Source organism: Sphingobacterium spiritivorum (genome assembly GCF_016724845.1).
Classification (GTDB): Bacteria; Bacteroidota; Bacteroidia; order Sphingobacteriales; family Sphingobacteriaceae; genus Sphingobacterium; species Sphingobacterium spiritivorum_A.
This window is the reverse complement of sequence record NZ_CP068082.1, coordinates 2,482,090-2,502,159: the sequence shown is the minus strand read 5'-3', so window position 1 is coordinate 2,502,159 and position 20,070 is coordinate 2,482,090. Positions and strand designations below refer to the sequence as shown.

Here is a 20,070-nt window from a genome sequence, read left to right as displayed (position 1 = left end):
GCTAATCTGTTATACCGAAAGAGATATTACTTGTTTTTTATTTGAGTAGTATAGGTACTTTCAAAGATTTTATCCGCATTATTCGTTTCGAATCCATCTCTGCGTTGTGCAGCAGTTATCTGGTCCTTGGGCGTATCTTTAAATTCAGGCAATACACTTCGTTCCGCAAATTCAACATAACTTCCGGCAATCTGTAATATGACGCCATCCGAAAATTTTGCATCATAAAGTGCTGAAACTGTACTGGACTGTCTCAGTAAACCGTCTTCACTTGTCTTAATCTTACCACCGGATGTATTTAGCTTGATTCCCAATCCTTCTACAAAATTGTTAAATTCTTCCAATGTATTATATCCTTCTTTAAGTTCATGGATACTGATGGTATAATGATTCAGATAATATCGGTTGAAAATAACCCAGGCTGCATATTCACTCTCTTCGAGCAGACGTGTATAATCTGAAGACGAAGGGAGCTTCCACAAAGGTTTCTGAAGAAAATCAGCCGCTTCCTGACCGTTTTCCAGATTCAGCGCATCAACAGGATCTGCTGTAATTCCATCTGTATACTTATGAATGATAGTCTGAGCCTCTTCACTCAATTGAGATACGATAAGTTCTGAAACAAATATTCGCGGATAATCCGTACTCGGAGGTTTGAACCAGTACGCATCCAGTTTTTTCCCTTCAAAATAATAGTGATCCATTTTCTTATACCCATAGGCCAGAAAGATCTTCTCGAATGAGGCTATACCCAAATGAGGAACCCCCAGGGTACGGAAAGCAATATGATCATTTACAATATCTTCCTGGGAGGATACCACACCTTTCTGCAATAAAGCATCTGTAATCTGCCCTACTGCAGTTACATTCTTTCTGTAATGCTCGAATAAATCGTTAAGAACGATATCTAAAGGTTTATTTTCTTCAAATTTCATGTTATTGCTCTTTTAGTACTACCATTTGATCAAATTTACCTATTTTCACCATAAGTAATGATTAATAAAACTTAAATAATGATAAGCAAAACTAATCAGATAGAATTACGTCAGCTTCGCTATTTCAGGGCTTTGGCGGAGGAATTACATTATCATAAAGCAGCAGATAAATTACACATCTCACAGTCGGCACTGAGCCAGCAGATCAAATTACTGGAACAACAACTGGGAGTATCTTTATTCGACAGACTGAATAAAAAAATATCATTAAGCGATCCGGGTGAGTTATTTTACGCGGAAGCGGTTCGTATTTTACAACAGGTGGAGCGTAGTATGGAACGTCTGGATCAGTTCCATACAGGATCAGCAGGCACACTGAAGATCGGGTTTGTGGCATCTGCTATGTCTTCTTTTCTCCCGGAAGCGATTAAAAAATTTCATACAGCCTATCCGGCAATACATCTTCGATTTGAAGAAATGAACAATTTTGAACAATTACCTGCACTGGAAAACGGAGACATTGACATTGGTTTTATGCGTTCCAATCAGGTTAGAGACCAGATGCACATTCTACGGGTGTTTGAAGAAACATTCACACTTATTCTTCCCCGGAATCACCGATTCGGAAACTACCATTTTAAAGATCTGAGTATATTAAAGGACGAAGACTTTATTTTATTTCCGAATGCTAAAAGTGAATTTTATTTTCAGCAGATCATAAATCTTTGCAGTGACAGCGGATTTTATCCCCGAATCACTCACCAGGCCATTCATGGTCCAACCATATTTTCACTGGTCGGGTGCGGCATGGGGATCTCTATTATCCCTACTTCTTTGGCCCAGCTTCATACCGAAGATGTAATAGCAATCGAACTTAAAGCTATTCCACAGCGTACCCAGATCTTTGCGGTATGGGATAAAAGCAATCAGAATCCGCAGATACAACGATTTATGAAATCTATCTAAGTGTATTCCTATAATTCAGAAATGGCGTTCTGATACTTTTCCTCATCGAATTCTTTTTCGCTTTTTGCGATGACGACTGTAGCAACACCATTTCCGATCAGATTAGTGATAGCCCTTGCTTCACTCATGAAGCGGTCCACACCAAGCAATATTGCCATTCCTTCTACAGGAATAACTTTGAGTGCTGTCAATGTACCGGCCAGAACAATAAAACCACCCCCTGTAACGGCAGCAGCACCTTTACTGGTTACTAACAGTATCCCGATAATGGTTAACAGTTGCGCAAAGCTCAGATCCACATGGAAAACCTGCGCTAAAAATATGGTAGCCATGGACAGATAAATAGTCGTTCCGTCCAGATTGAAGGAATAACCTGTCGGAATTACCAATCCAACCACAGAACGGGAACATCCAAAATCCTCCATCTTTTGCATAATATTGGGTAACACAGACTCCGAAGACGAGGTCCCCAGTACGATCAGGATTTCTTCCTTTATAAACTTGAGGTATTTCCACAGGCTGAATTTATACATACGGCAGATAATATTCAGACATACGAAGATGAATAGAATCATGGTGGCATATACCGAAAGCATAAGCCTCCCCATAGGCGCCAGTGCTTCTATTCCGTGTGTACCTATTGTATAAGCCATTCCTCCGAATGCACCTAAGGGAGCTAACCTCATAATCATCTTCATAATATTGAAGAGTACTTTTGAAAACCGGTCGAAGCTCCGCAGCAAAGGCTGTCTCTGTTCACCAAGTTTTGTCAGTCCAAGTCCGAATAATATAGAAAAGAATAAAACCTGCAGGATATTTCCATCCGTGAATGCTTTGAACACATTGGAAGGAACAATATGGGTAAAAAATTCTATCCAGTTGATTTCTGCAGCCTCATTCTTATACTTCTGAATATCAGCAACACCTTCATGGTTAAAGTTGACTCCTCTTCCCGGCTCAGTATAGTGAGCAACAAAAAGGCCTATAATAAGTGCAAATGTGGTTACTATTTCAAAATAAAGAAGTGCTTTACCGCCTACACGTCCGACCTTTTTCATATCTCCCATACTGGCTATGCCCAGCACTATGGTTAAAAAGATAATAGGAGCAATGACCATTTTGATCATATTGATAAAGGTCTCACTGATGATTCTTGCCGTATCAGCAAAACCAGGAAAATAGATGCCTGCAAGGACACCTAAAATAATAGCAGTAAGAACTTGAAAGGTTAGGTTCTTAAATATGTTATGCATTGGTTAGGTTATAATTCCGCTTTCAGAAGCTCTTCCAGCTCTTCGTGTGTAATATTCATATTCACATTCCCGTCCTTGGCAAAAGAGATCTCACCGGTCTCTTCTGACACGACTACGGCGATGGCATCACTGATCTCCGTCACCCCGATCGCTGCCCGGTGGCGCAATCCAAATTGCAGGGGCAGATCCTCACTATCTGAAAGCGGTAATACACAACTTGCAGACATAATTTTGTTGTCTACAATCACCACCGCCCCATCATGTAAAGGACTTAGTTTATTAAATATACTTTCAATCAGTCGCTTGGAGATATGCGCATCAATAAGCTCTCCGCTACTCTGGTAATATTCTTCATCAAAATATTTGGCGAAAACCAGTAAAGCTCCGGTGCGGGATTTGGACATACTGCGACATGCGTCGATAATCGGTCTCAGAAATTCGGTGTTCTCACTGGCGACTGCTTTTTTGTTACCCAGAAATGACCACAGGTATTTCTTCCGTTTCATGGATATATTCTTGCCTACATGAAGCAAAAAACGCCTGATTTCCTGTTGGAATACCACAATCAGTGCTATGGATCCAACTGAAATAAAACCGCCGAAGATTTCTGTCAGCAAACGCATCTCCATCTGCTTGACAATAAGATATATACCGTAAAACAGCGCTACACCGATGAGAATGTTGACGGCAATGGTCCCTCTTATCAGGCTGTAGACATAATAAATAATAATGGCCACCAGCAAGATGTCCACAATATCTAACAGTCTAAAACCACTTAAGAAACTCGAATCCATTTAAAATTGATATATCCCGCAAGTTAAAAAAAATCGACTAAAGATGTGTGTTAATAATTGACAAAAACGCACAGAAGTCTCTCTTTATATTTATGTTTGTATACGCATACTCTAATTACATCTCATTATGACTAGATTATCTGTAAATATCAATAAGATCGCCACTCTCCGTAATTCCAGAGGAGGAAATAACCCAAGCGTATTAGCCGCAGCTTTAGCCTGTGAAAGATTTGGCGCTCAGGGCATCACCGTACATCCCCGACCAGACGAACGCCATATCCGCTACACAGATGTATATGATCTGAAAGAAAATATTACGACAGAATTTAATATTGAAGGCAATTGCAGGGAACAGAAATTTGTTGATCTTGTATTGGCCAATAAGCCGGCTCAGGTGACTCTTGTTCCGGACGAAGAAGGACAGATTACGTCCAATCATGGCTGGGACACCATTAAGCATCAGGCTTATCTAAAGGAAATGTGTAAGCTTTTTAAAGACCATGGTATCCGGGTATCTATATTTGTAGATCCCGATCCTGAAATGGTAGAAGCCGCTGCCGAAACGGGTACTGACCGTATAGAGTTATATACAGAAGCATATGCAACTGCATTTCTGGACGAACGCGAAGCGGCAATACAACCTTATTTTAAGGCTGCCCAAAAAGCAAACGAAGTAGGTCTGGGCATCAATGCAGGTCATGATCTGGATCTGAATAATCTGACTTATTTTAATCAGCATATCCCTGGTTTACTGGAAGTAAGCATAGGACATGCCCTGATAGCAGATGCACTGTATCTGGGGCTAGAGGAAACCATAAAACGATATTTGGCAGCTTTAAAGTAACCTTTAACAAAGAAGGAATAAGACTTTATAATACCAAAAAAATCCTCCCCTGAATAACATTCGGAGGAGGATTTTTAGTATCCGTAAAGATGTTTATTTTATTCCTTTAAATATTCTGTTCCACCTTATTTTTGACAGGAAACTACCGTCCTTATCCCAGCTCAGCCATACAAATAGGGCTTTGCCTACAATGTGGTCTTCCGGTACAAATCCCCATCCTCTGGAGTCTTCAGAGTTGTCGCGGTTATCGCCCATCATCCAGTAATAATTCATTTGAAAAGTATAGCTTGTTGCTCTAGCTCCATTGATATAAATACCATCCTTTTTTTCTTCCACTGTATTTCCTTCATACACCCGGATAGCACGCTCATAAAGGGGCATAGTCATGCTGTCAAGCTGAACCGTCCAGCCTTTTGATGGCACGACAACGGGTCCAAAGTTATCAAATGTCCAGTCCCATTTATCGATATGCGGAAATGCTGAGTTCTGATTCTGAAACGAAATAACCTGTTCCACGTGCACCCATTTCTTAACATCTTCTGATTCTTCAGGAGTAATATGCAGAAGATAGGGTTCAATAAAACTGTCGGTAGACTCATACCGTTTACGAATCAATTGCTTCTGATCCAAACCCGAACCGTCTGTAAAAACGAGATATCCGTGCTGCATATCTTCATTCGTGAAAGCTGGCTCTCCATTGATCAACAATCTCTTGTTTTTCATTGTAACCTTATCTCCGGGCATTCCGACCAATCGTTTAATATAATTTTCTCTTTTATCTATGGGCCGGTTATAAGGGGCGTCTGCTTCCATCGGATAATTAAAAACAACTACATCGTTGCGTTTGATATCCTGAAATCCGGGGAGCCGTTTATAAGGAACCTGAATCCATTCGGAATAAGCTTTGCCACCGGTTACCGGCATGGTATGGTGTGCAAAGGGAAAAGCCAAAGGAGTAATAGGAATACGGGGACCGTAATTCAACTTGCTTACAAATAAAAAATCGCCCACTAACAGACTCCTTTCCATTGACCCGGTAGGAATCATATAGGCTTCAATCAAAAATCCACGGATCAATGAGGCAGCAATAACAGCAAATACAATAGCATCCGCCCATTCTCTTGTGAAGGATTTGGTATAGGGATATTGTTTCTTAAACTCATCTGTATTATATGCACCGAGATATTTTACCTGGTCATCGTGTCCCCACACCGGCAGAATGATAAAGGGAACTAATACAACCGCTGCATGCTCCCAAAACCGTCTCTTACCGAAAGATTTGATAAAGTCGAACCATATTCCGTAGAACACGAATATATTAACGATAGGCACAAGGAGAAGTAACACAGTCCATGTCGGTCTGGCGGTACATTGCGCCATCACATATTCTCTGTAAAATGGAATAATAGCCTTCCACCCTTGTTCTCCTGCCTTTTCAAACAATCTCCATAACCCATATATTGACAGGAGAGCTGTTATTCCAAATATAATATACCACATGAAGTTGTGTCCTTCGCTTCTTTAATCGTTTATGCTTTTAAATACTCTATTCCATCTGAAACTCGAGAATCCTGAGCCATCTTTATCTTTACTGTACAATACAAACAGAGGTTTTCCTACGATATGATCTTCAGGAACTAATCCCCATACGCGGGCATCTCTGGAGTTGTGACGGTTATCACCCATCATCCAGTAATAATTCATTTTGAAAGTATAGCTTGATGCTTTAGCCCCATTGATATAAATACCATCTGCTTTGGTCTCGACTTCGTTTCCTTCATATACACGAATCGCACGCTCATAAAGTGGCATAGTCATGCTATCAAGCTGCACCGTCCATCCCTTTTTAGGGATTTGCAACGGTCCGAAGTTATCTACATTCCAATGGTACTTGGGATTATGTGGGAATATGCCCTCTCCCTGATCTATATCGGTAGGTTTGGCAATATTGGGAATGATCTGCTTGATATTCGGCCAGGTTTTCATATCGGCCAATTCTGCTTTAGTCAAAAATACCTGATAAGGCTCCTGACCTGCGGAATAGAACTCAATACGTTTTTCCAACATACGATCAGGATTCAGCCCTGTTCCGTCAGTAAAAACAAAATAGTCCATCATTCCTTCCGACGGATCAAAGCCGGGTTTATTATTGACGAATAGTACAGACTCTTTAAGCGTGATAATATCGCCAGGAAGTCCCACACAACGTTTGATCAGATTTTCGCGTTTGTCGATAGGCCGGCTTAACGGCGGATCAGCTTCTTCAGGGAGATTGAAAACGAATATATCATTCCGTTTGATCTCCTGTAATCCAGGTAAGCGGCGGTACGGCCACTGGATTATAGTGGAATAGGCTTTTGTCCCCAAAAGCGGCATGGTATGATGTGCTAAAGGAAAGGCTATTGGTGTAATAGGCAGACGAACACCGTAGTGAAATTTACTAACAACGATACAATCTCCGGTCATTAAACTTTTTTCCATTGACCCGGACGGGATGAAATATAATTCTATCACAAAGCTCCGGATAAAATAAGCGGCAACGATCGCAAAGACAATCGCATCTGCCCATTCTCTTCCGACAGATTTCTTGTACGGATATTTCTTTTTGAATTCTTCTGTAGCAGACAATCCCAGATATTTTACCTTCGGATCTTTGGCCCACATAGGCAATACGATAAAAGGAACTAATATTGCAGCAGCATGTTCCCAAAATCTAAACTTACCAAAGGATTTGATAAAGTCCAGGTAAAGACCATAGAAAATAAAGATATTAACGATCGGAATCAGTAATAGAAATACCTGCCAGGTTGGCTTTCCCGTCAATTGTGCGAATACATATTCCCGATAAAAAGGTACGATGGATTCCCATCCTTGTTTTCCTGCTTTGACAAAGAGCTGCCAAAGTCCGAATAATGCAACAATAGTTAATACTATAAATACAATAATACTGATCATATGATTTACTTATTAAAGTCAAACATTTCGGTTACCTGATAGAACCCTTTTTTACCTTTAAGCCACTCTGCTGCAATAACAGCTCCAAGCGCAAAACCTTCCCGGTTATGTGCAGTGTGCTTAAATTCGATCTGATCTACTTCTGAACTATAGAGTACGGTATGTGTACCCGGAACTTCTTCAATACGCAGACTTTCGATCAGCAATTCATTCGGTTTAGGAATGATACCATCTCCGTCATCTACCAGTTCATTTACCCATTGCTGTTTGGTATCACTATTATTCAGAATACCTTCTGCAATAGTAATAGCTGTCCCGCTAGGTGCATCCAGCTTATGTACGTGGTGAATTTCTTCTACCTGCACATCATATTGATGATAGGGTTGAATAGCCTTTGCCAGCATTTTATTGATATGGAAGAAAATATTTACTCCAATACTGAAATTAGAACCGTATAATAAGGACTGACCTGTCTCCAGACAAATATCTTTTACCTCATCCAGATGATCGTACCATCCGGTCGTACCCACAACGAGTGGTACAGATGCTTCAAAACACAGACTGATATTTTCCAGAGCTCCTGATGGCACACTGAAATCGATGGCTACATCAGCATCCTGTATATCTTGAGCGGTCAATGTTTCTCTATTATGCTGGTCAACAACAAGTATCACCTCATGACCTCGCTTTTGTGCGAATTTCTCAATAAGCTGACCCATTTTGCCGTATCCTAAAAGGACTATTTTCATATGGATATAATTTGTTTTTTAACTGCAATATGGAATATCTGAATAATATCCACTCCCGTTAGTGCGGTCTGTGGCTCAGGTATATTTCATATTATCAGGATTTTTTCTTCAAGTCAAAATATTTACCACGCTAATTTAATGACTTAAATGGATTTATAAAGAGGTTTGCGTGTATTATTTGAATTGCATAGTCATTTTTAGACCAACAGTCGGCCGAATCGGTCCGCTTTGGAAAGCATAACTGTTATTAGATATGATTGTAGGAGAAAATCGGATATTTACATTTTTGGCATCTCCTATATTCCATCGGTTCTTGAGCATAGAATCGACATAGGCTTCTACAATGTTTAATCCGTACCAACCCAGTGTACCTAATATAGCCAAATCACGGTTTCTTCTGAAATTGTCTTTGGCCTGAATCAGTCCTGTGGTGGACATGCCTCTTAGTTCAGGATCTTTTCGCTCTGTATCTCCTGTGGAAATACGAAAATCCAGTTCTTTAAGTACCTGGCTGTAATAGCGTTGGTTAAATTCTATAATAAGACCTGTAGACACAAAACCTCCGTATATTACCGGAACTTTGATCCACCATACACCTCCGTTGTAATGCTGTCCCCATCCGGGAAGGATAAGAGATCTTTTCCAGGCAACTTTGGACTTGTGTTCTATTGCCAGGCGGGCAGAGTCTTTAAATACTTCTTCCGCCTTTTCCTTCGCTTCTTTCTCAGCCTTTTCTCTTTTTCTTCTTTCTTTTCGGGATTCTTCTTTCTTGACCGTATCCTGAGTCACGATTTTCTCTGCTTCCAGTTTTGTATTCCTGGCAGGAATAGTCTTTACGGTATCTGTTTTTTGAGCAAAACAGACTACTGTAGTGGAAATCAGAACAAAAAGAGTGAACAGGTACTTTATCATCATTCTACAAATTACCAATCCAATAACTCCAGGATCCGGCTCAGATCATCTTCTGACTCGAAAGGAATTTCAATAGCTCCCTTTCCTTTTGTAGATGATTTAACGTTTAGTTTTACCCTTGAAGCAAATTTACTTGCCAGGTCATCTTCTATTTTTTGAAATTGAAAAGTAAGTGCCGTTTTTTTATCTGAAGGAGATTTCTTGCGGGCAGCAGCTTGTTGTACCTCACGTACCAATTGCTCTGCTTTACGTACAGAAAGTCCCTTTTCAATGATTTCTTTAAAGATATACAACTGCTTATCGACTTCTCCTACATTGATGAGTGCGCGTGCATGTCCCATAGAAAGCTGTCCGTCACGAATGGCAGCCTGTATGACAGGAGGTAATTTCAAAAGGCGCAGATAGTTCGTCACTGTAGAACGGTTTTTGCTCACCCGATCCCCCAGTTCTTCCTGTTTAAGGTTACATTCTTCTATCATGCGCTGAAAACTCAGCGCCACTTCGATGGCATTCAGGTTTTCACGTTGAATATTTTCAATAAGTGCCATTTCCAGCATCTGCTGGTCATTGGCTGTACGTACATATGCCGGAATGGAGGTAATACCTGCCAGTTTGGAAGCACGCAGACGACGCTCTCCACTGATCAGTTGATAAGCATTGTCTCCTACCTGACGAACAGTAATCGGCTGTATTAATCCCTGAAGCTGTATAGATTCGGATAATTCCTGAAGAGCCTGCTCGTCAAAATCTGTACGAGGCTGGAAAGGATTGACGGTGATCTCTTCTACTTTGATAAAATTAATGCTTCCGGAAGTTTTACCTTTTTCCATTACATCAGACTCCGATACACTTGATGATCTGGATACTTCAATATTTTCATTCTGGAGCAATGCCCCAAGTCCTTTACCTAACCCTGTTTTACGTTGTTGTGCAGCCATATTATGCAGTTACCGTTTGCTTTTCCTCTTTAACCATTCCATTTTTTTCCAGAATCTCTCTCGCCAGGTTCAGGTAATTAATCGCTCCTTTACAGGAAGCATCATGCATAATTACGGAGATACCAAAACTCGGAGCTTCGCTCAAACGCGTATTACGTTGAATAATAGTACTAAATACCAAGTCATTAAAATGTGTACGCACTTCTTCTACCACCTGGTTTGACAGACGAAGACGTACGTCATACATGGTGAGTAAGATCCCTTCGATTTCCAGATTTGTATTTAATCTGTTTTGAACGATCTTGATTGTATTCAATAATTTACCAAGTCCTTCCAGAGCAAAGTACTCACACTGTACCGGTATAATAACCGAATCCGAACCGGTAAGGGCATTGATCGTGATCAGTCCTAAAGATGGGGAGCAGTCAATGATGATGAAATCGTAATCGTCTTTGATTTCATCCAGAATCTTCTTCATCTTATACTCACGCTCGTGCATATTGATCATCTCGATCTCAGCTCCGACCAGATCAATATGTGCCGGAAGCAGATCCAGATTTGGAGTTTCGGTGGCTTGAATAGCTTCGCGGGCGCTCAGGTCATTGACCAGACACTCATATACACTTGCTTTGATGCCTCTTGGATCAAAACCGATACCAGACGTGGAATTCGCCTGAGGATCAGCATCAACCAGAAGTGTTTTATATTCTAACACGGCCAAACTCGCAGCCAGGTTAATAGAAGTAGTGGTTTTCCCTACTCCTCCCTTTTGATTTGCGATAGCTATAATTTTACCCATTGAATGATAATCTAAAACGTTATATGCCTCTTAATTCAAGTAAACCATCAAAAAACCTGCTTTTGTTCTGCTTAAACGACAAATTTACTGACGATTTATGAATAAAATGCTTAAATGATGTTAAATTCGTACTTTTGATAGCAGTTTAGTCCACTAAACCACAGACCGCTAAGATACAAAAAATCAATGATATCGTAACTCCTGCACGGAGCGGTTTTTGTAAGTAACAAGACGACAATGAATTTAATTATATCGGGAACAAACAGAGTGGGTAGTCACTCCCTAAAGGTGGCATTATATTATCAACAGGAACTTAGCCGTAAAGGAGAAGAATGGGGTTTATTATCCTTAGGAGATCTTCCCGAAAACATCATCGTATCAGACCTCTACAACAACCGGAGCGAAGCATTCAGCGTCATTCAGGAGCAGGTATCCGCCGCCAAAAAGTTTATTTTTATTATCCCGGAATACAATGGCAGCTATCCCGGAGTGCTCAAAGTATTTATCGATGCCTGTACCTTCCCGGTGAGTTTTTTAAATAAAAAGATTAATTAAGCCCAAAGTGGCTAATAAAGAGTAGTTTACAAGAGTGGAAAATCCAATCGGTAATGATTTAGTAATGGTGCTTACTGCACTCGCTTTCATCTGATTACCTTGTAAATCAATATTGCAAATATAGAAAAATAAAGGGTAAAGCAACAATGTACTTTACCCTTTATTGCACCCCTCCCATACAAAAATTATCAAAAAAATCCCCCCACTGTGGGGAACCTGTGATATTTAACTCATTATATTTTCCAAATTTTGGGTTATCAATAATAGATGTATTCCAAGAAAGATAGTGATAATTATAAAACGATTGTGCTATGGAAATTCTGTTGAGTAAAATATTATCGCAAATCAGGCATCAGGAAAATAAACTGACCTCCGAACTAACGCCAACTGCGGAAGAGGCATACCAAATGACCTTATTCCTAAATGAGATGATGCAAAATGTAAAAGGCAAAGTGTTAAAAGACGGATTTAAAAATGAAGGACAGGAAATTGACTTTTTCAAAAACATCAAACCACAAATCTTAGGAAAGCTCATTTACTATAACAAAGTTTTCCGCATCGAAACAACGTGCCCTGTCAATATAGGAGAAATATATCAGAGCTTTGTCGAGAATGAGTTAAAATCTCTCAAATCAGAATATAAAGAGAGTATTTGCAACACTTATTTTTACAGGTATTACCGTGCTGGAAGAACTGACCGTGACCACAGCTACTTTATGCTCGGGAAAATTAATTACCACGATGGTTTGAATAGCGGAGTTTTTGAAATAGACCTTAGTTTTTCCACTTATTACGATAACAAAATAGCCCATATTATTGCCAATGAACTACTCTATACTTATTTACTAAACAAAATAAATCCCGAAGAAAACCCAGACCTGGTTCTATTAAATCTGAATGAGGAAATCAGTAAGGACATTTCGTGGACAAATTCACAAAACGCACTTATCGAACTGATATATGCCCTGTATGCTTCCAGTTCTGTTTCTAATGGAAATATAGGCATACGAAAACTGGCTTTGATTTTCCAAATCCTGTTTCGAACTCCTGTAAACGATATACACCACGCTTTCCACAGAATGAAAACCCGTGCTGGCTCCCGAACAGCGTTTTTAGACCAACTCAAAATTTCATTGGAAGAATATATGGATAAAGACCTTTGACTATCAAAAGCCATTTTTTCAAAGCAGTACATTTCCGTGTACTACTTTTTTTTGCCCATCTCTGCCCATTGGCAAATTGGAGCAAAATGCTGTAATAAATAATTCAAAAGCCTCAAAACCCTTACTGAATAAGGGTTTTATGCAATTGCAAAAATTTTCAAAAAACCGCCAAACCAATTGGCAGACATTGGCAGACAAACTCTCCCACCCTTAGCAATTTTGCATTGTGAACATTAATAGCAATGCAATGAAAATAATCACTATCGAAGAAGAAGCGTGGCAACAGCTTAACAGCCGTATCAATACGATTGCCGATTATCTCAAAAGGCTGAATGATACAGGCTACGATGACCTGTGGCTGAACAACCACGAGGTATGCCAATACCTGCACATTAGCGAAAAGACTTTGTGGCGTATGCGTACCAAAGGCGAAATAGCTTATTCAAAACTCTACGGGCAATACTTCTATACGATTGGAGCAATCAAGGATCTGCTCAATGCCAATGCCATACAAAGCAGCGATGAATTTGTACAAGAGCTTATGGCTAAGGGAAAAAGCTATATCGAAAAAGGCAGGAAGCTAAAGGCAGATAAAAAATAGGTTGAACCCTCAAAAGCATATTTCTATGAATATTGACAGAATGGAATTTTTGGCGTGGATGGAACGCTTAATGGAACGCCTCGATATGCTGGGCGACAATATAGACAGCTTACAAAAGAAGCGTAACAGCATTGACGGAGAGGAATTGCTCGACAATCAGGATTTACTGCAAATGCTGAAAATCAGCAATCGTTCCCTGCAACGCTACCGCTCCATCGGCAAGTTGCCGTATTACACGATAAGCGGAAAGCTGTATTACAAACTATCAGACGTGCATCAGTTCATCAGGGAAAGTTTTAATCCGCCTCTGCCCAAACTGAACGCCAATGGATGACAAACACTGCCTTTGACTGCCACATCGGGCAAGCGAGCGAACGCTACCTATACATTCGGTATTTGAACTTTAAAATATTCAAATTATGAGCGAAGAAACAGAAAATAAACAAGTAATCCCCGAACAGCTATCGGATATATTGCTGGTATTGGATAAGCAAAAGAACAAAATCCAGGCTGTTACTGGCATTGATGAAAACGGCAACTTAAAGACTTCCGACCCCACAAAGGAAAATGAAAGCCAGTTTATGCGTGTGGACAAGCACGGCGATTTGTTCTCCAACTTCTTCTCCAATTTTTGGAGGCAGATAAAAAATCCCACCAATTTTTCATTCTTCAAAGTATCGGCTGATGAAGCCTTAGACAAGGCACAGGAAATGCAAAAGCAGATAGATAATCCTACGCCCGAAGGTGCAAAAGAAATGAAAAAGAACGAGGTAAAAGCCGAACCGCAAAATGAACAAAATGAACAAAAACAAGAAAATAAAAATGATATGGCAACAACACTGACAACTACGGACAACAGCGAATATCGCTTTAAACCGGAGCAGATTGATTGGGAAACAATGAACAATCTGGGAATAGGTAAAGAACGCCTCGAAAAATTGAACCTTTTAGACCCATTGCTAAGAGGTTATAAAACCAATGACCTTGTACCTGTAAGCGTAAATCTCGGCGGTGCTATTGTACGCACGGATGCCCGCTTATCCTTACAGAACGCACCGGACGGAACAGTTGTGGCAGCGATACACGGCATCAGGAAAGAGCCAAACTTGAACTTTGAGTTTTTCGGACACAAATTTACCGATGAGGACAAGAAAAACCTGCTCGAAACAGGCAATATGGGGCGTGTGGTAAATTTGGTAAATTCCAAAACAGGAGAACTGATGCCGTCCATCATCAGTGTGGACAGGCTGACCAATGAGCTGATAGCCCTAAAGACAGAATTTATCAAAATCCCCGATGAGATTAAGGGCGTGAAATTGAACGATGAGCAAAAGCAAACCTTATTGGATGGCAAGCCGCTTTATTTGGAGGGGATGATTTCTAAAAAGGGTGATGAGTTTAGTGCCAATGTTCAGTTCAATGCGGACAAAAGATATGTTGAGTTCCTGTTTGACAGAACCAACAACAATCAGCAGGCGCAAACGAACCAACAGAACAATCAGCAAAGCAGTGAACAAAGCCAACCGCAGGAAGCGCCTAAAACCTTTAGAGGTAAGGAACTTGATGATGAGCAGTACAACAAGTTCAAAGCTGGACAAACTATTTATGTTGAACTGAAAGATAAAAAAGACCAGCCATATAAGGGTTATATCACTTTTGATAAAGATACCGGAAAAACCAATTTTGAGTTTCCTGGTCAGTATAAAGCACGGGTAGAAACTGCCGAAAGCCACAAAACGCAGACTGCCGTCAATTCGGAGGGCAAAACCAACGAAGCGACCAAAAATGTCAACGAGCCTTTGAAATCGGGACAACAAAGACCAAAAAATGAAAAACAGCAGGATCAACAGAACAAACCCAAAGCCCCTGCAAAATCTAAAGGCAGAAAAGTGTAAATCAATATGAAAACAATAATCGCAGAAAAACCAAGCGTAGCAAGGGAAATAGCCGGATTTGTGGGTGCATACGATAAAAAGGACGGCTACCTTACGGGTAACGGCTATTTTGTTACGTGGGCATTCGGACATCTGATAGGATTGGGAATGCCCGAAGATTACGGTATTTCAGGGTTTGACAAGGCATCTTTGCCGATACTTCCAAACCCTTTTATGCTGACCGTCCGAAAAGTGAAAAAGGACAAAGGCTATCAAACCGATGCAGGCGCACTGAAACAACTAAAAGTTATTGAAAAGCTGTTTAACCAAAGTGAAAGCCTTATTGTGGCAACGGATGCTGGTCGGGAGGGCGAACTCATCTTTCGGTACATTTACAGCCACCTCAAATGCAACAAACCTTTCCAACGATTATGGATAAGCTCGCTTACAGAAAAAGCCATTAAACAATGCTTTGCCAGTCTGAAAGACGGAAAGGAATTTGACGGCTTGTATCAGGCAGCACAAGGCAGAAGCCGTGCCGATTGGCTCGTAGGCATCAATGCTACACAGGCATTGAGCATAGCCGCAGGCAACGGCATTTATTCGCTCGGCAGGGTGCAAACACCTACATTGGCTTTGATTTGTAAACGCTACCTCGACAACAAAAATTTCTCCGTTCAGAAATACTGGCAGATACAGCTCTTGCACAACAAAGAGCAAATTGATTTTAAAAGCATTTCCACAACCAAATGGCAGGATAAAAAGTTGGCAGATGATACATTAAGTTCTATTGAAAGGAACGGCAATACTGTAACTGTTACCTCCGTAGAAAGTAAAAATGTAACCGAGCAACCGCCCCTGCTTTTTGACCTCACAGGCTTGCAAAAGGAAGCCAACAAAAAGCTGAACCTCTCTGCCGAAAAAACGCTGAATATTGCCCAAAGCCTTTACGAAAAGAAGTTTATTACCTATCCACGTACGGGAAGCAAATACATTCCTGAAGATATGTGGGCTGAAATTCCTAACCTCGTAAGGGCATTACAAAACAGGGAAACCTGCAAAGTTTCTTTATCCAAAATAAAATGGGGGCGTTTCAATAAACGTATCGTAAACGATTTGCGTGTTACCGACCACCACGGATTATTGATTACAGATAAAATCCCGTCCGTATTGAGTGCGGACGAAAATGCGCTGTATGATATGATTGCCTTTCGATTGCTCGAAGCCATTTCGCAAGCCTGTATCAAAGAAATAACCGTTGTTTCCTTACAGGCAATACACTATGAATTTACGGCAAAAGGCTGTAAAATTTTGGAAGCTGGCTGGCGTATGATTAAAGGTAATTTTTCGGAAGACTATGCCGAACCCATACAGGATTTGCCCGAATTGAAAAAGGGCGATGAACTCAAAGTAAAAGAGGCTACCGTTCTCGAAAAGAAAACCAAACCGCCCCTGCTTTATACCGAAGCGGGGCTTTTGTCGGCTATGGAAACCGCAGGGAAAGAAATCGAAAATGAAGAGGAAAGGAAAGCCCTGCAAAATATCGGCATCGGTACGCCTGCCACAAGAGCAGCGATTATTGAAACCCTATTTACCCGTAACTATATCCAAAGGGAAAAGAAATCTTTGATACCTACCGAAAAAGGATTGCAGGTGTACGAATTGGTTAAAGACCAAAAAATTGCTGATGTGGCAATGACCGCCGAATGGGAATTAGCATTGCAGAAAATCGAAAACAGCGAAGCGGATGCAGGTGCATTCCAAAAAGAAATGGAAACTTTTGCGAAATCCATTACTGATGAACTGCTGCAAACTTCCATTGCTCAAAACAATCTGCCGAAATTGGTTTGCCCGAAATGCAAAAACCAGCAACTCATTATCCGTGATAAGATTGTCAAATGCCCTGATGAAAATTGTAATTGGGTACAGTTCCGCAATGTGTGTGAAGTGCAAATCAGCGTAGCTGATATTGAAAGCCTTGTGAATAAAGGAAAAACCAATCTTATCAAAGGAATGAAAAGCAAAGCAGGAAAAAAGTTTGATGCTTACATCGTATTAGATAAAGATTACAAAACCTCTTTTGAATTTGCCAAAAACAAAAGCTACAAGAAGTAATGGAAAATAAGCCAACTATCATACCCAAAGAAATCAGGAACCTGATTTATACCATTCGTGGTAAACAGGTAATGCTGGACAGCAACCTTGCCACACTTTATGAAGTAGAAACTAAAATACTGAACAAAGCGGTAAAACGGAATTTAGACAGGTTTCCCGAAAAGTTCTGTTTCCAACTGACTGATGAGGAAAGCGATTTTTTGAGGTTCCAAATTGGAACCTCAAACGTAGGGCGAGGCGGAAGACGTTACCTGCCCTACGTTTTTTGCGAACAGGGAATTGCGATGCTGTCTGCGGTGCTTCGTTCGGATGTTGCCGTAAAAGTCAGTATTGAGATTATGGATGCTTTTGTAGAAATGCGGCGTATGCTTATCAGCAACGCCTCACTGTTTCATCGTTTGGACAATATCGAATTGAAGCAATTACAAGCCGACCAAAAAATTGAGCAAATCTTTAAGGCTTTGGAAAGCGACAAGCTCCACAGCGAAAAAGGCATCTTTTACAACGGTCAGGTTTTCGATGCCTACGCCTTTGTGTCGGATATTGTACGAAGTGCCAGCAGCTCCATTATCCTGCTGGATAACTACGTGGATGATACGGTACTTACTTTGTTGGGAAAGCGTAAAGACAATGTAACGGCGACAATCTATACCAAAACTATCAGCAATCAGTTACGGCTGGATGTACAACGGTACAACAGCCAATATGCCCCGATTGAGGTTAAGACTTTCTCCGATGCCCACGACCGATTTATGATAATAGACCAAACAGAACTTTACCATATCGGGGCATCGCTCAAAGACCTGGGCAAAAAATGGTTTGCCTTTTCACGGATGGATATTGAAGTCGGCAGGATGCTCCAAATATTAAACACACAATAAATAAAAACCTCTGAAATCCGGAGGGCTTCTTTCTATTTTGACACTTAAAATACCTTAACGTTCTAAAATTAGCTTTAATAGTATTTCTTCTTTAGCCATAAACTTGCTCTTACTAATAATATCAGTACAGGAACTTCTACCAACGGTCCTATAACGCCTACAAACGCCTGTGGAGATTGAATACCAAAAACCGCTATTGCTACGGCTATTGCCAATTCAAAATTGTTTCCTGTGGCTGTAAAGGCTATTGAGGCATTTTTGTCGTAAGGAACGTTTAAAGATTTATTGATAAAGAAGCTCACGAAAAACATCAGTACAAAATAGATTACTAACGGTATGGCAACTTTTACCACATCCATTGGTAACTCTACTATTTTATCGCCTTTTAAGCTAAACATCAGCACGATAGTAAATAACAAAGCATATAAAGTAATAGGCGAAATAGCAGGGACAAATTTCCTATTGTACCATTCTATGCCTTTTGATTTTACCAATGCGTAACGGCTTATGAAACCTGACAAGAAAGGAATGCCTAAATATATCAATACGCTTTCTGTTACATCTTTCATTGATACGCTTACATTGAAATTGGCTAAGCCTAATTTGCTTGGTAATACGTTGATGAATAACCAAACTAAGAAGCTGTAAGAAAGTACCTGAAAGATACTGTTTAACGCAACTAACATCGCTGTATATTCTCTATTGGCTTTTGCTAAATCACTCCATACGATTACCATTGCGATACATCTTGCCAAACCTATCAGTATCAAGCCTGCCATATAATCGGTTTCGTTGCGTAAAAACAAAACGGCTAATCCGAACATCAACACTGTACCGATAACCCAATTGAGCAATAAGGATATGCCAATTACATTTTTATCCTTAAACGCTTGGGGCAATAATGAATAATCCACTTTCGCCAATGGCGGGTACATCATCAGTATCAGACCTATTGCCAAAGGAATATTTGTAGTGCCTGCGGATAGGCTGTCCGTAATTTTTGAGATACCCGGAAAGAAATGTCCCAATCCTATACCTGCTGCCATTGCAAGGAATATCCATAAGGTTAGGTAACGGTCAAGAAATTTTAGTTTTGGTTGCATTGGTTATTAACTGATTTTTGAAAAGACATAAAACATTTCGGTTGCTATCTGCAAACTTCTCTCTGCATATACCTTTGATTGCTCCGGTGTATTGTCCGATATTTTAGGGTCTTCAAATGTGATAGGTATTCTTTTTTCTGCACCTGCAATAAAAGGACAGCCACCATCTGCCTGTGAACAGGTCATAATGGCTACGAATGCTGATACAGGATTGAAAGGGCTATCGTATTTTTTTGAAAAGCCGATAACAGGCAAAGCATTATCGCTGTATTTTATAGCATATACAGGATTATTATTGTCTGCAATTTTGAAAATCTTAAATCCCTTATTGGTCAATGTTTCTGCGACTTTCGGGAACAGTGCCGTTTCTTCCGTACCACCCGAATAACAGTGTACATTGGGGATATTAAAATGTGCTGATGCTACCTGTGCCCAAACCTGTGATAAATGGCTTCTTCGGGAATTGTGGGTACAAATGAAATTGATATTCACATCCTGCCTGTTGTTTACTTTTTGCTGTACAAAATCCATCAACGGCTGTAATATGGCTTTGCGTTCTTCGCTGATGCTGTGAACGTCTATTTTGTTGCTAATGGTTTCGATTAGTTTTTGATACATCGTATTTTCTTTTTA

General features: G+C 40.3%; 20 protein-coding genes. 9 read left to right on the top strand and 11 right to left on the bottom strand.

The annotated features are described in order from the left end of the window. Positions 1 to 26 precede the first annotated feature (26 nt). Complete coding sequence (locus tag I6J03_RS10615) at positions 27 to 935, bottom strand: DUF1338 domain-containing protein (protein ID WP_003012618.1); 909 nt, start codon at positions 933 to 935, stop codon at positions 27 to 29. 78 nt (positions 936 to 1,013) lie between these two features. Between I6J03_RS10615 and I6J03_RS10610 the strand changes: the two genes are divergently transcribed. After that, positions 1,014 to 1,901: a LysR family transcriptional regulator gene (locus I6J03_RS10610; protein WP_003012620.1), complete on the top strand. Its 888-nt coding sequence runs from the start codon at positions 1,014 to 1,016 to the stop codon at positions 1,899 to 1,901. An 8-nt stretch (positions 1,902 to 1,909) separates the two neighbouring features. Here I6J03_RS10610 and I6J03_RS10605 read toward each other — a convergent pair whose 3' ends face one another. Then, the gene (locus I6J03_RS10605; RefSeq protein WP_003012621.1) at positions 1,910 to 3,154 is read right to left on the bottom strand and encodes a dicarboxylate/amino acid:cation symporter; all 1,245 of its coding nucleotides are present in this window, start codon (positions 3,152 to 3,154) and stop codon (positions 1,910 to 1,912) included. A gap of 8 nt (positions 3,155 to 3,162) precedes the next feature. Beyond that, positions 3,163 to 3,948: a diadenylate cyclase CdaA gene (cdaA, locus tag I6J03_RS10600; protein ID WP_002999975.1), complete on the bottom strand. Its 786-nt coding sequence runs from the start codon at positions 3,946 to 3,948 to the stop codon at positions 3,163 to 3,165. A 127-nt stretch (positions 3,949 to 4,075) separates the two neighbouring features. On the opposite strand from cdaA, the gene I6J03_RS10595 reads away from it, so the two are divergent. Beyond that, positions 4,076 to 4,792 carry a pyridoxine 5'-phosphate synthase gene (locus I6J03_RS10595; protein ID WP_003012623.1) on the top strand — a complete coding sequence of 239 codons (717 nt, stop codon included), beginning with the start codon at positions 4,076 to 4,078 and terminating at the stop codon, positions 4,790 to 4,792. A gap of 93 nt (positions 4,793 to 4,885) precedes the next feature. Here I6J03_RS10595 and lepB (I6J03_RS10590) read toward each other — a convergent pair whose 3' ends face one another. From lepB (I6J03_RS10590) to I6J03_RS10565, 6 genes are all read right to left on the bottom strand, one after another. Then, positions 4,886 to 6,292, bottom strand: a complete 1,407-nt coding sequence (gene lepB / locus I6J03_RS10590; RefSeq protein WP_003012625.1) for a signal peptidase I — start codon at positions 6,290 to 6,292, stop codon at positions 4,886 to 4,888. Positions 6,293 to 6,313: 21 nt separating this feature from the next. Beyond that, complete coding sequence (gene lepB, locus I6J03_RS10585) at positions 6,314 to 7,747, bottom strand: signal peptidase I (protein WP_003012626.1); 1,434 nt, start codon at positions 7,745 to 7,747, stop codon at positions 6,314 to 6,316. 5 nt (positions 7,748 to 7,752) lie between these two features. Continuing rightward, the gene (gene dapB, locus I6J03_RS10580; protein WP_003012628.1) at positions 7,753 to 8,496 is read right to left on the bottom strand and encodes a 4-hydroxy-tetrahydrodipicolinate reductase; all 744 of its coding nucleotides are present in this window, start codon (positions 8,494 to 8,496) and stop codon (positions 7,753 to 7,755) included. 174 nt (positions 8,497 to 8,670) lie between these two features. After that, positions 8,671 to 9,411: a DUF5683 domain-containing protein gene (locus I6J03_RS10575; RefSeq protein ID WP_003012630.1), complete on the bottom strand. Its 741-nt coding sequence runs from the start codon at positions 9,409 to 9,411 to the stop codon at positions 8,671 to 8,673. Positions 9,412 to 9,419: 8 nt separating this feature from the next. Further along, on the bottom strand, positions 9,420 to 10,346 hold the full coding sequence (locus I6J03_RS10570; RefSeq protein ID WP_003012631.1) for a ParB/RepB/Spo0J family partition protein: 927 nt from the start codon (positions 10,344 to 10,346) through the stop codon (positions 9,420 to 9,422). Position 10,347: 1 nt separating this feature from the next. Then, positions 10,348 to 11,145: a ParA family protein gene (locus tag I6J03_RS10565; protein ID WP_003012633.1), complete on the bottom strand. Its 798-nt coding sequence runs from the start codon at positions 11,143 to 11,145 to the stop codon at positions 10,348 to 10,350. Between the two features lie 237 nt (positions 11,146 to 11,382). On the opposite strand from I6J03_RS10565, the gene I6J03_RS10560 reads away from it, so the two are divergent. The 7 genes from I6J03_RS10560 (at position 11,383) to I6J03_RS10530 (ending at position 18,334) form a co-directional block, all read left to right on the top strand. Then, positions 11,383 to 11,700, top strand: coding sequence for an NADPH-dependent FMN reductase (locus I6J03_RS10560; RefSeq protein WP_003012635.1), 318 nt, complete (start codon positions 11,383 to 11,385; stop codon positions 11,698 to 11,700). Positions 11,701 to 12,011: 311 nt separating this feature from the next. Beyond that, positions 12,012 to 12,863: an RteC domain-containing protein gene (locus I6J03_RS10555; RefSeq protein ID WP_003012636.1), complete on the top strand. Its 852-nt coding sequence runs from the start codon at positions 12,012 to 12,014 to the stop codon at positions 12,861 to 12,863. 247 nt (positions 12,864 to 13,110) lie between these two features. Then, positions 13,111 to 13,464: a helix-turn-helix domain-containing protein gene (locus I6J03_RS10550; protein ID WP_003012640.1), complete on the top strand. Its 354-nt coding sequence runs from the start codon at positions 13,111 to 13,113 to the stop codon at positions 13,462 to 13,464. Between the two features lie 25 nt (positions 13,465 to 13,489). Beyond that, on the top strand, positions 13,490 to 13,798 hold the full coding sequence (locus I6J03_RS10545) for a helix-turn-helix domain-containing protein (RefSeq protein WP_002996071.1): 309 nt from the start codon (positions 13,490 to 13,492) through the stop codon (positions 13,796 to 13,798). A gap of 85 nt (positions 13,799 to 13,883) precedes the next feature. Further along, a complete protein-coding gene (locus I6J03_RS10540) occupies positions 13,884 to 15,359 on the top strand; it encodes a DUF3945 domain-containing protein (protein WP_003012642.1) in 1,476 nt (491 codons plus the stop codon). 6 nt (positions 15,360 to 15,365) lie between these two features. Continuing rightward, the gene (locus tag I6J03_RS10535; RefSeq protein ID WP_003012643.1) at positions 15,366 to 17,453 is read left to right on the top strand and encodes a type IA DNA topoisomerase; all 2,088 of its coding nucleotides are present in this window, start codon (positions 15,366 to 15,368) and stop codon (positions 17,451 to 17,453) included. Beyond that, complete coding sequence (locus tag I6J03_RS10530) at positions 17,453 to 18,334, top strand: ORF6N domain-containing protein (protein WP_003012645.1); 882 nt, start codon at positions 17,453 to 17,455, stop codon at positions 18,332 to 18,334. The genes I6J03_RS10535 and I6J03_RS10530 overlap by 1 nt, the downstream gene beginning before the upstream one ends. Positions 18,335 to 18,408: 74 nt before the next feature. Here I6J03_RS10530 and arsB read toward each other — a convergent pair whose 3' ends face one another. Next, complete coding sequence (gene arsB, locus I6J03_RS10525; protein WP_003012647.1) at positions 18,409 to 19,437, bottom strand: ACR3 family arsenite efflux transporter; 1,029 nt, start codon at positions 19,435 to 19,437, stop codon at positions 18,409 to 18,411. A 6-nt stretch (positions 19,438 to 19,443) separates the two neighbouring features. Then, positions 19,444 to 20,055, bottom strand: a complete 612-nt coding sequence (locus tag I6J03_RS10520) for an arsenate-mycothiol transferase ArsC (protein ID WP_003012649.1) — start codon at positions 20,053 to 20,055, stop codon at positions 19,444 to 19,446. Positions 20,056 to 20,070: the final 15 nt, after the last annotated feature.

Excerpts from the sequence above, each read along its gene's own strand:
- I6J03_RS10615 (WP_003012618.1), bottom strand. The coding sequence starts at position 935 with ATGAAATTTGAAGAAAATAAACCTTTAGATATCGTTCTTAACGATTTA.
- I6J03_RS10610 (WP_003012620.1), top strand. The coding sequence starts at position 1,014 with ATGATAAGCAAAACTAATCAGATAGAATTACGTCAGCTTCGCTATTTC.
- I6J03_RS10605 (WP_003012621.1), bottom strand. The coding sequence starts at position 3,154 with ATGCATAACATATTTAAGAACCTAACCTTTCAAGTTCTTACTGCTATT.
- cdaA (WP_002999975.1), bottom strand. The coding sequence starts at position 3,948 with ATGGATTCGAGTTTCTTAAGTGGTTTTAGACTGTTAGATATTGTGGAC.
- I6J03_RS10595 (WP_003012623.1), top strand. The coding sequence starts at position 4,076 with ATGACTAGATTATCTGTAAATATCAATAAGATCGCCACTCTCCGTAAT.
- lepB (WP_003012625.1), bottom strand. The coding sequence starts at position 6,292 with ATGTGGTATATTATATTTGGAATAACAGCTCTCCTGTCAATATATGGG.
- lepB (WP_003012626.1), bottom strand. The coding sequence starts at position 7,747 with ATGATCAGTATTATTGTATTTATAGTATTAACTATTGTTGCATTATTC.
- dapB (WP_003012628.1), bottom strand. The coding sequence starts at position 8,496 with ATGAAAATAGTCCTTTTAGGATACGGCAAAATGGGTCAGCTTATTGAG.
- I6J03_RS10575 (WP_003012630.1), bottom strand. The coding sequence starts at position 9,411 with ATGATGATAAAGTACCTGTTCACTCTTTTTGTTCTGATTTCCACTACA.
- I6J03_RS10570 (WP_003012631.1), bottom strand. The coding sequence starts at position 10,346 with ATGGCTGCACAACAACGTAAAACAGGGTTAGGTAAAGGACTTGGGGCA.
- I6J03_RS10565 (WP_003012633.1), bottom strand. The coding sequence starts at position 11,145 with ATGGGTAAAATTATAGCTATCGCAAATCAAAAGGGAGGAGTAGGGAAA.
- I6J03_RS10560 (WP_003012635.1), top strand. The coding sequence starts at position 11,383 with ATGAATTTAATTATATCGGGAACAAACAGAGTGGGTAGTCACTCCCTA.
- I6J03_RS10555 (WP_003012636.1), top strand. The coding sequence starts at position 12,012 with ATGGAAATTCTGTTGAGTAAAATATTATCGCAAATCAGGCATCAGGAA.
- I6J03_RS10550 (WP_003012640.1), top strand. The coding sequence starts at position 13,111 with ATGAAAATAATCACTATCGAAGAAGAAGCGTGGCAACAGCTTAACAGC.
- I6J03_RS10545 (WP_002996071.1), top strand. The coding sequence starts at position 13,490 with ATGAATATTGACAGAATGGAATTTTTGGCGTGGATGGAACGCTTAATG.
- I6J03_RS10540 (WP_003012642.1), top strand. The coding sequence starts at position 13,884 with ATGAGCGAAGAAACAGAAAATAAACAAGTAATCCCCGAACAGCTATCG.
- I6J03_RS10535 (WP_003012643.1), top strand. The coding sequence starts at position 15,366 with ATGAAAACAATAATCGCAGAAAAACCAAGCGTAGCAAGGGAAATAGCC.
- I6J03_RS10530 (WP_003012645.1), top strand. The coding sequence starts at position 17,453 with ATGGAAAATAAGCCAACTATCATACCCAAAGAAATCAGGAACCTGATT.
- arsB (WP_003012647.1), bottom strand. The coding sequence starts at position 19,437 with ATGCAACCAAAACTAAAATTTCTTGACCGTTACCTAACCTTATGGATA.
- I6J03_RS10520 (WP_003012649.1), bottom strand. The coding sequence starts at position 20,055 with ATGTATCAAAAACTAATCGAAACCATTAGCAACAAAATAGACGTTCAC.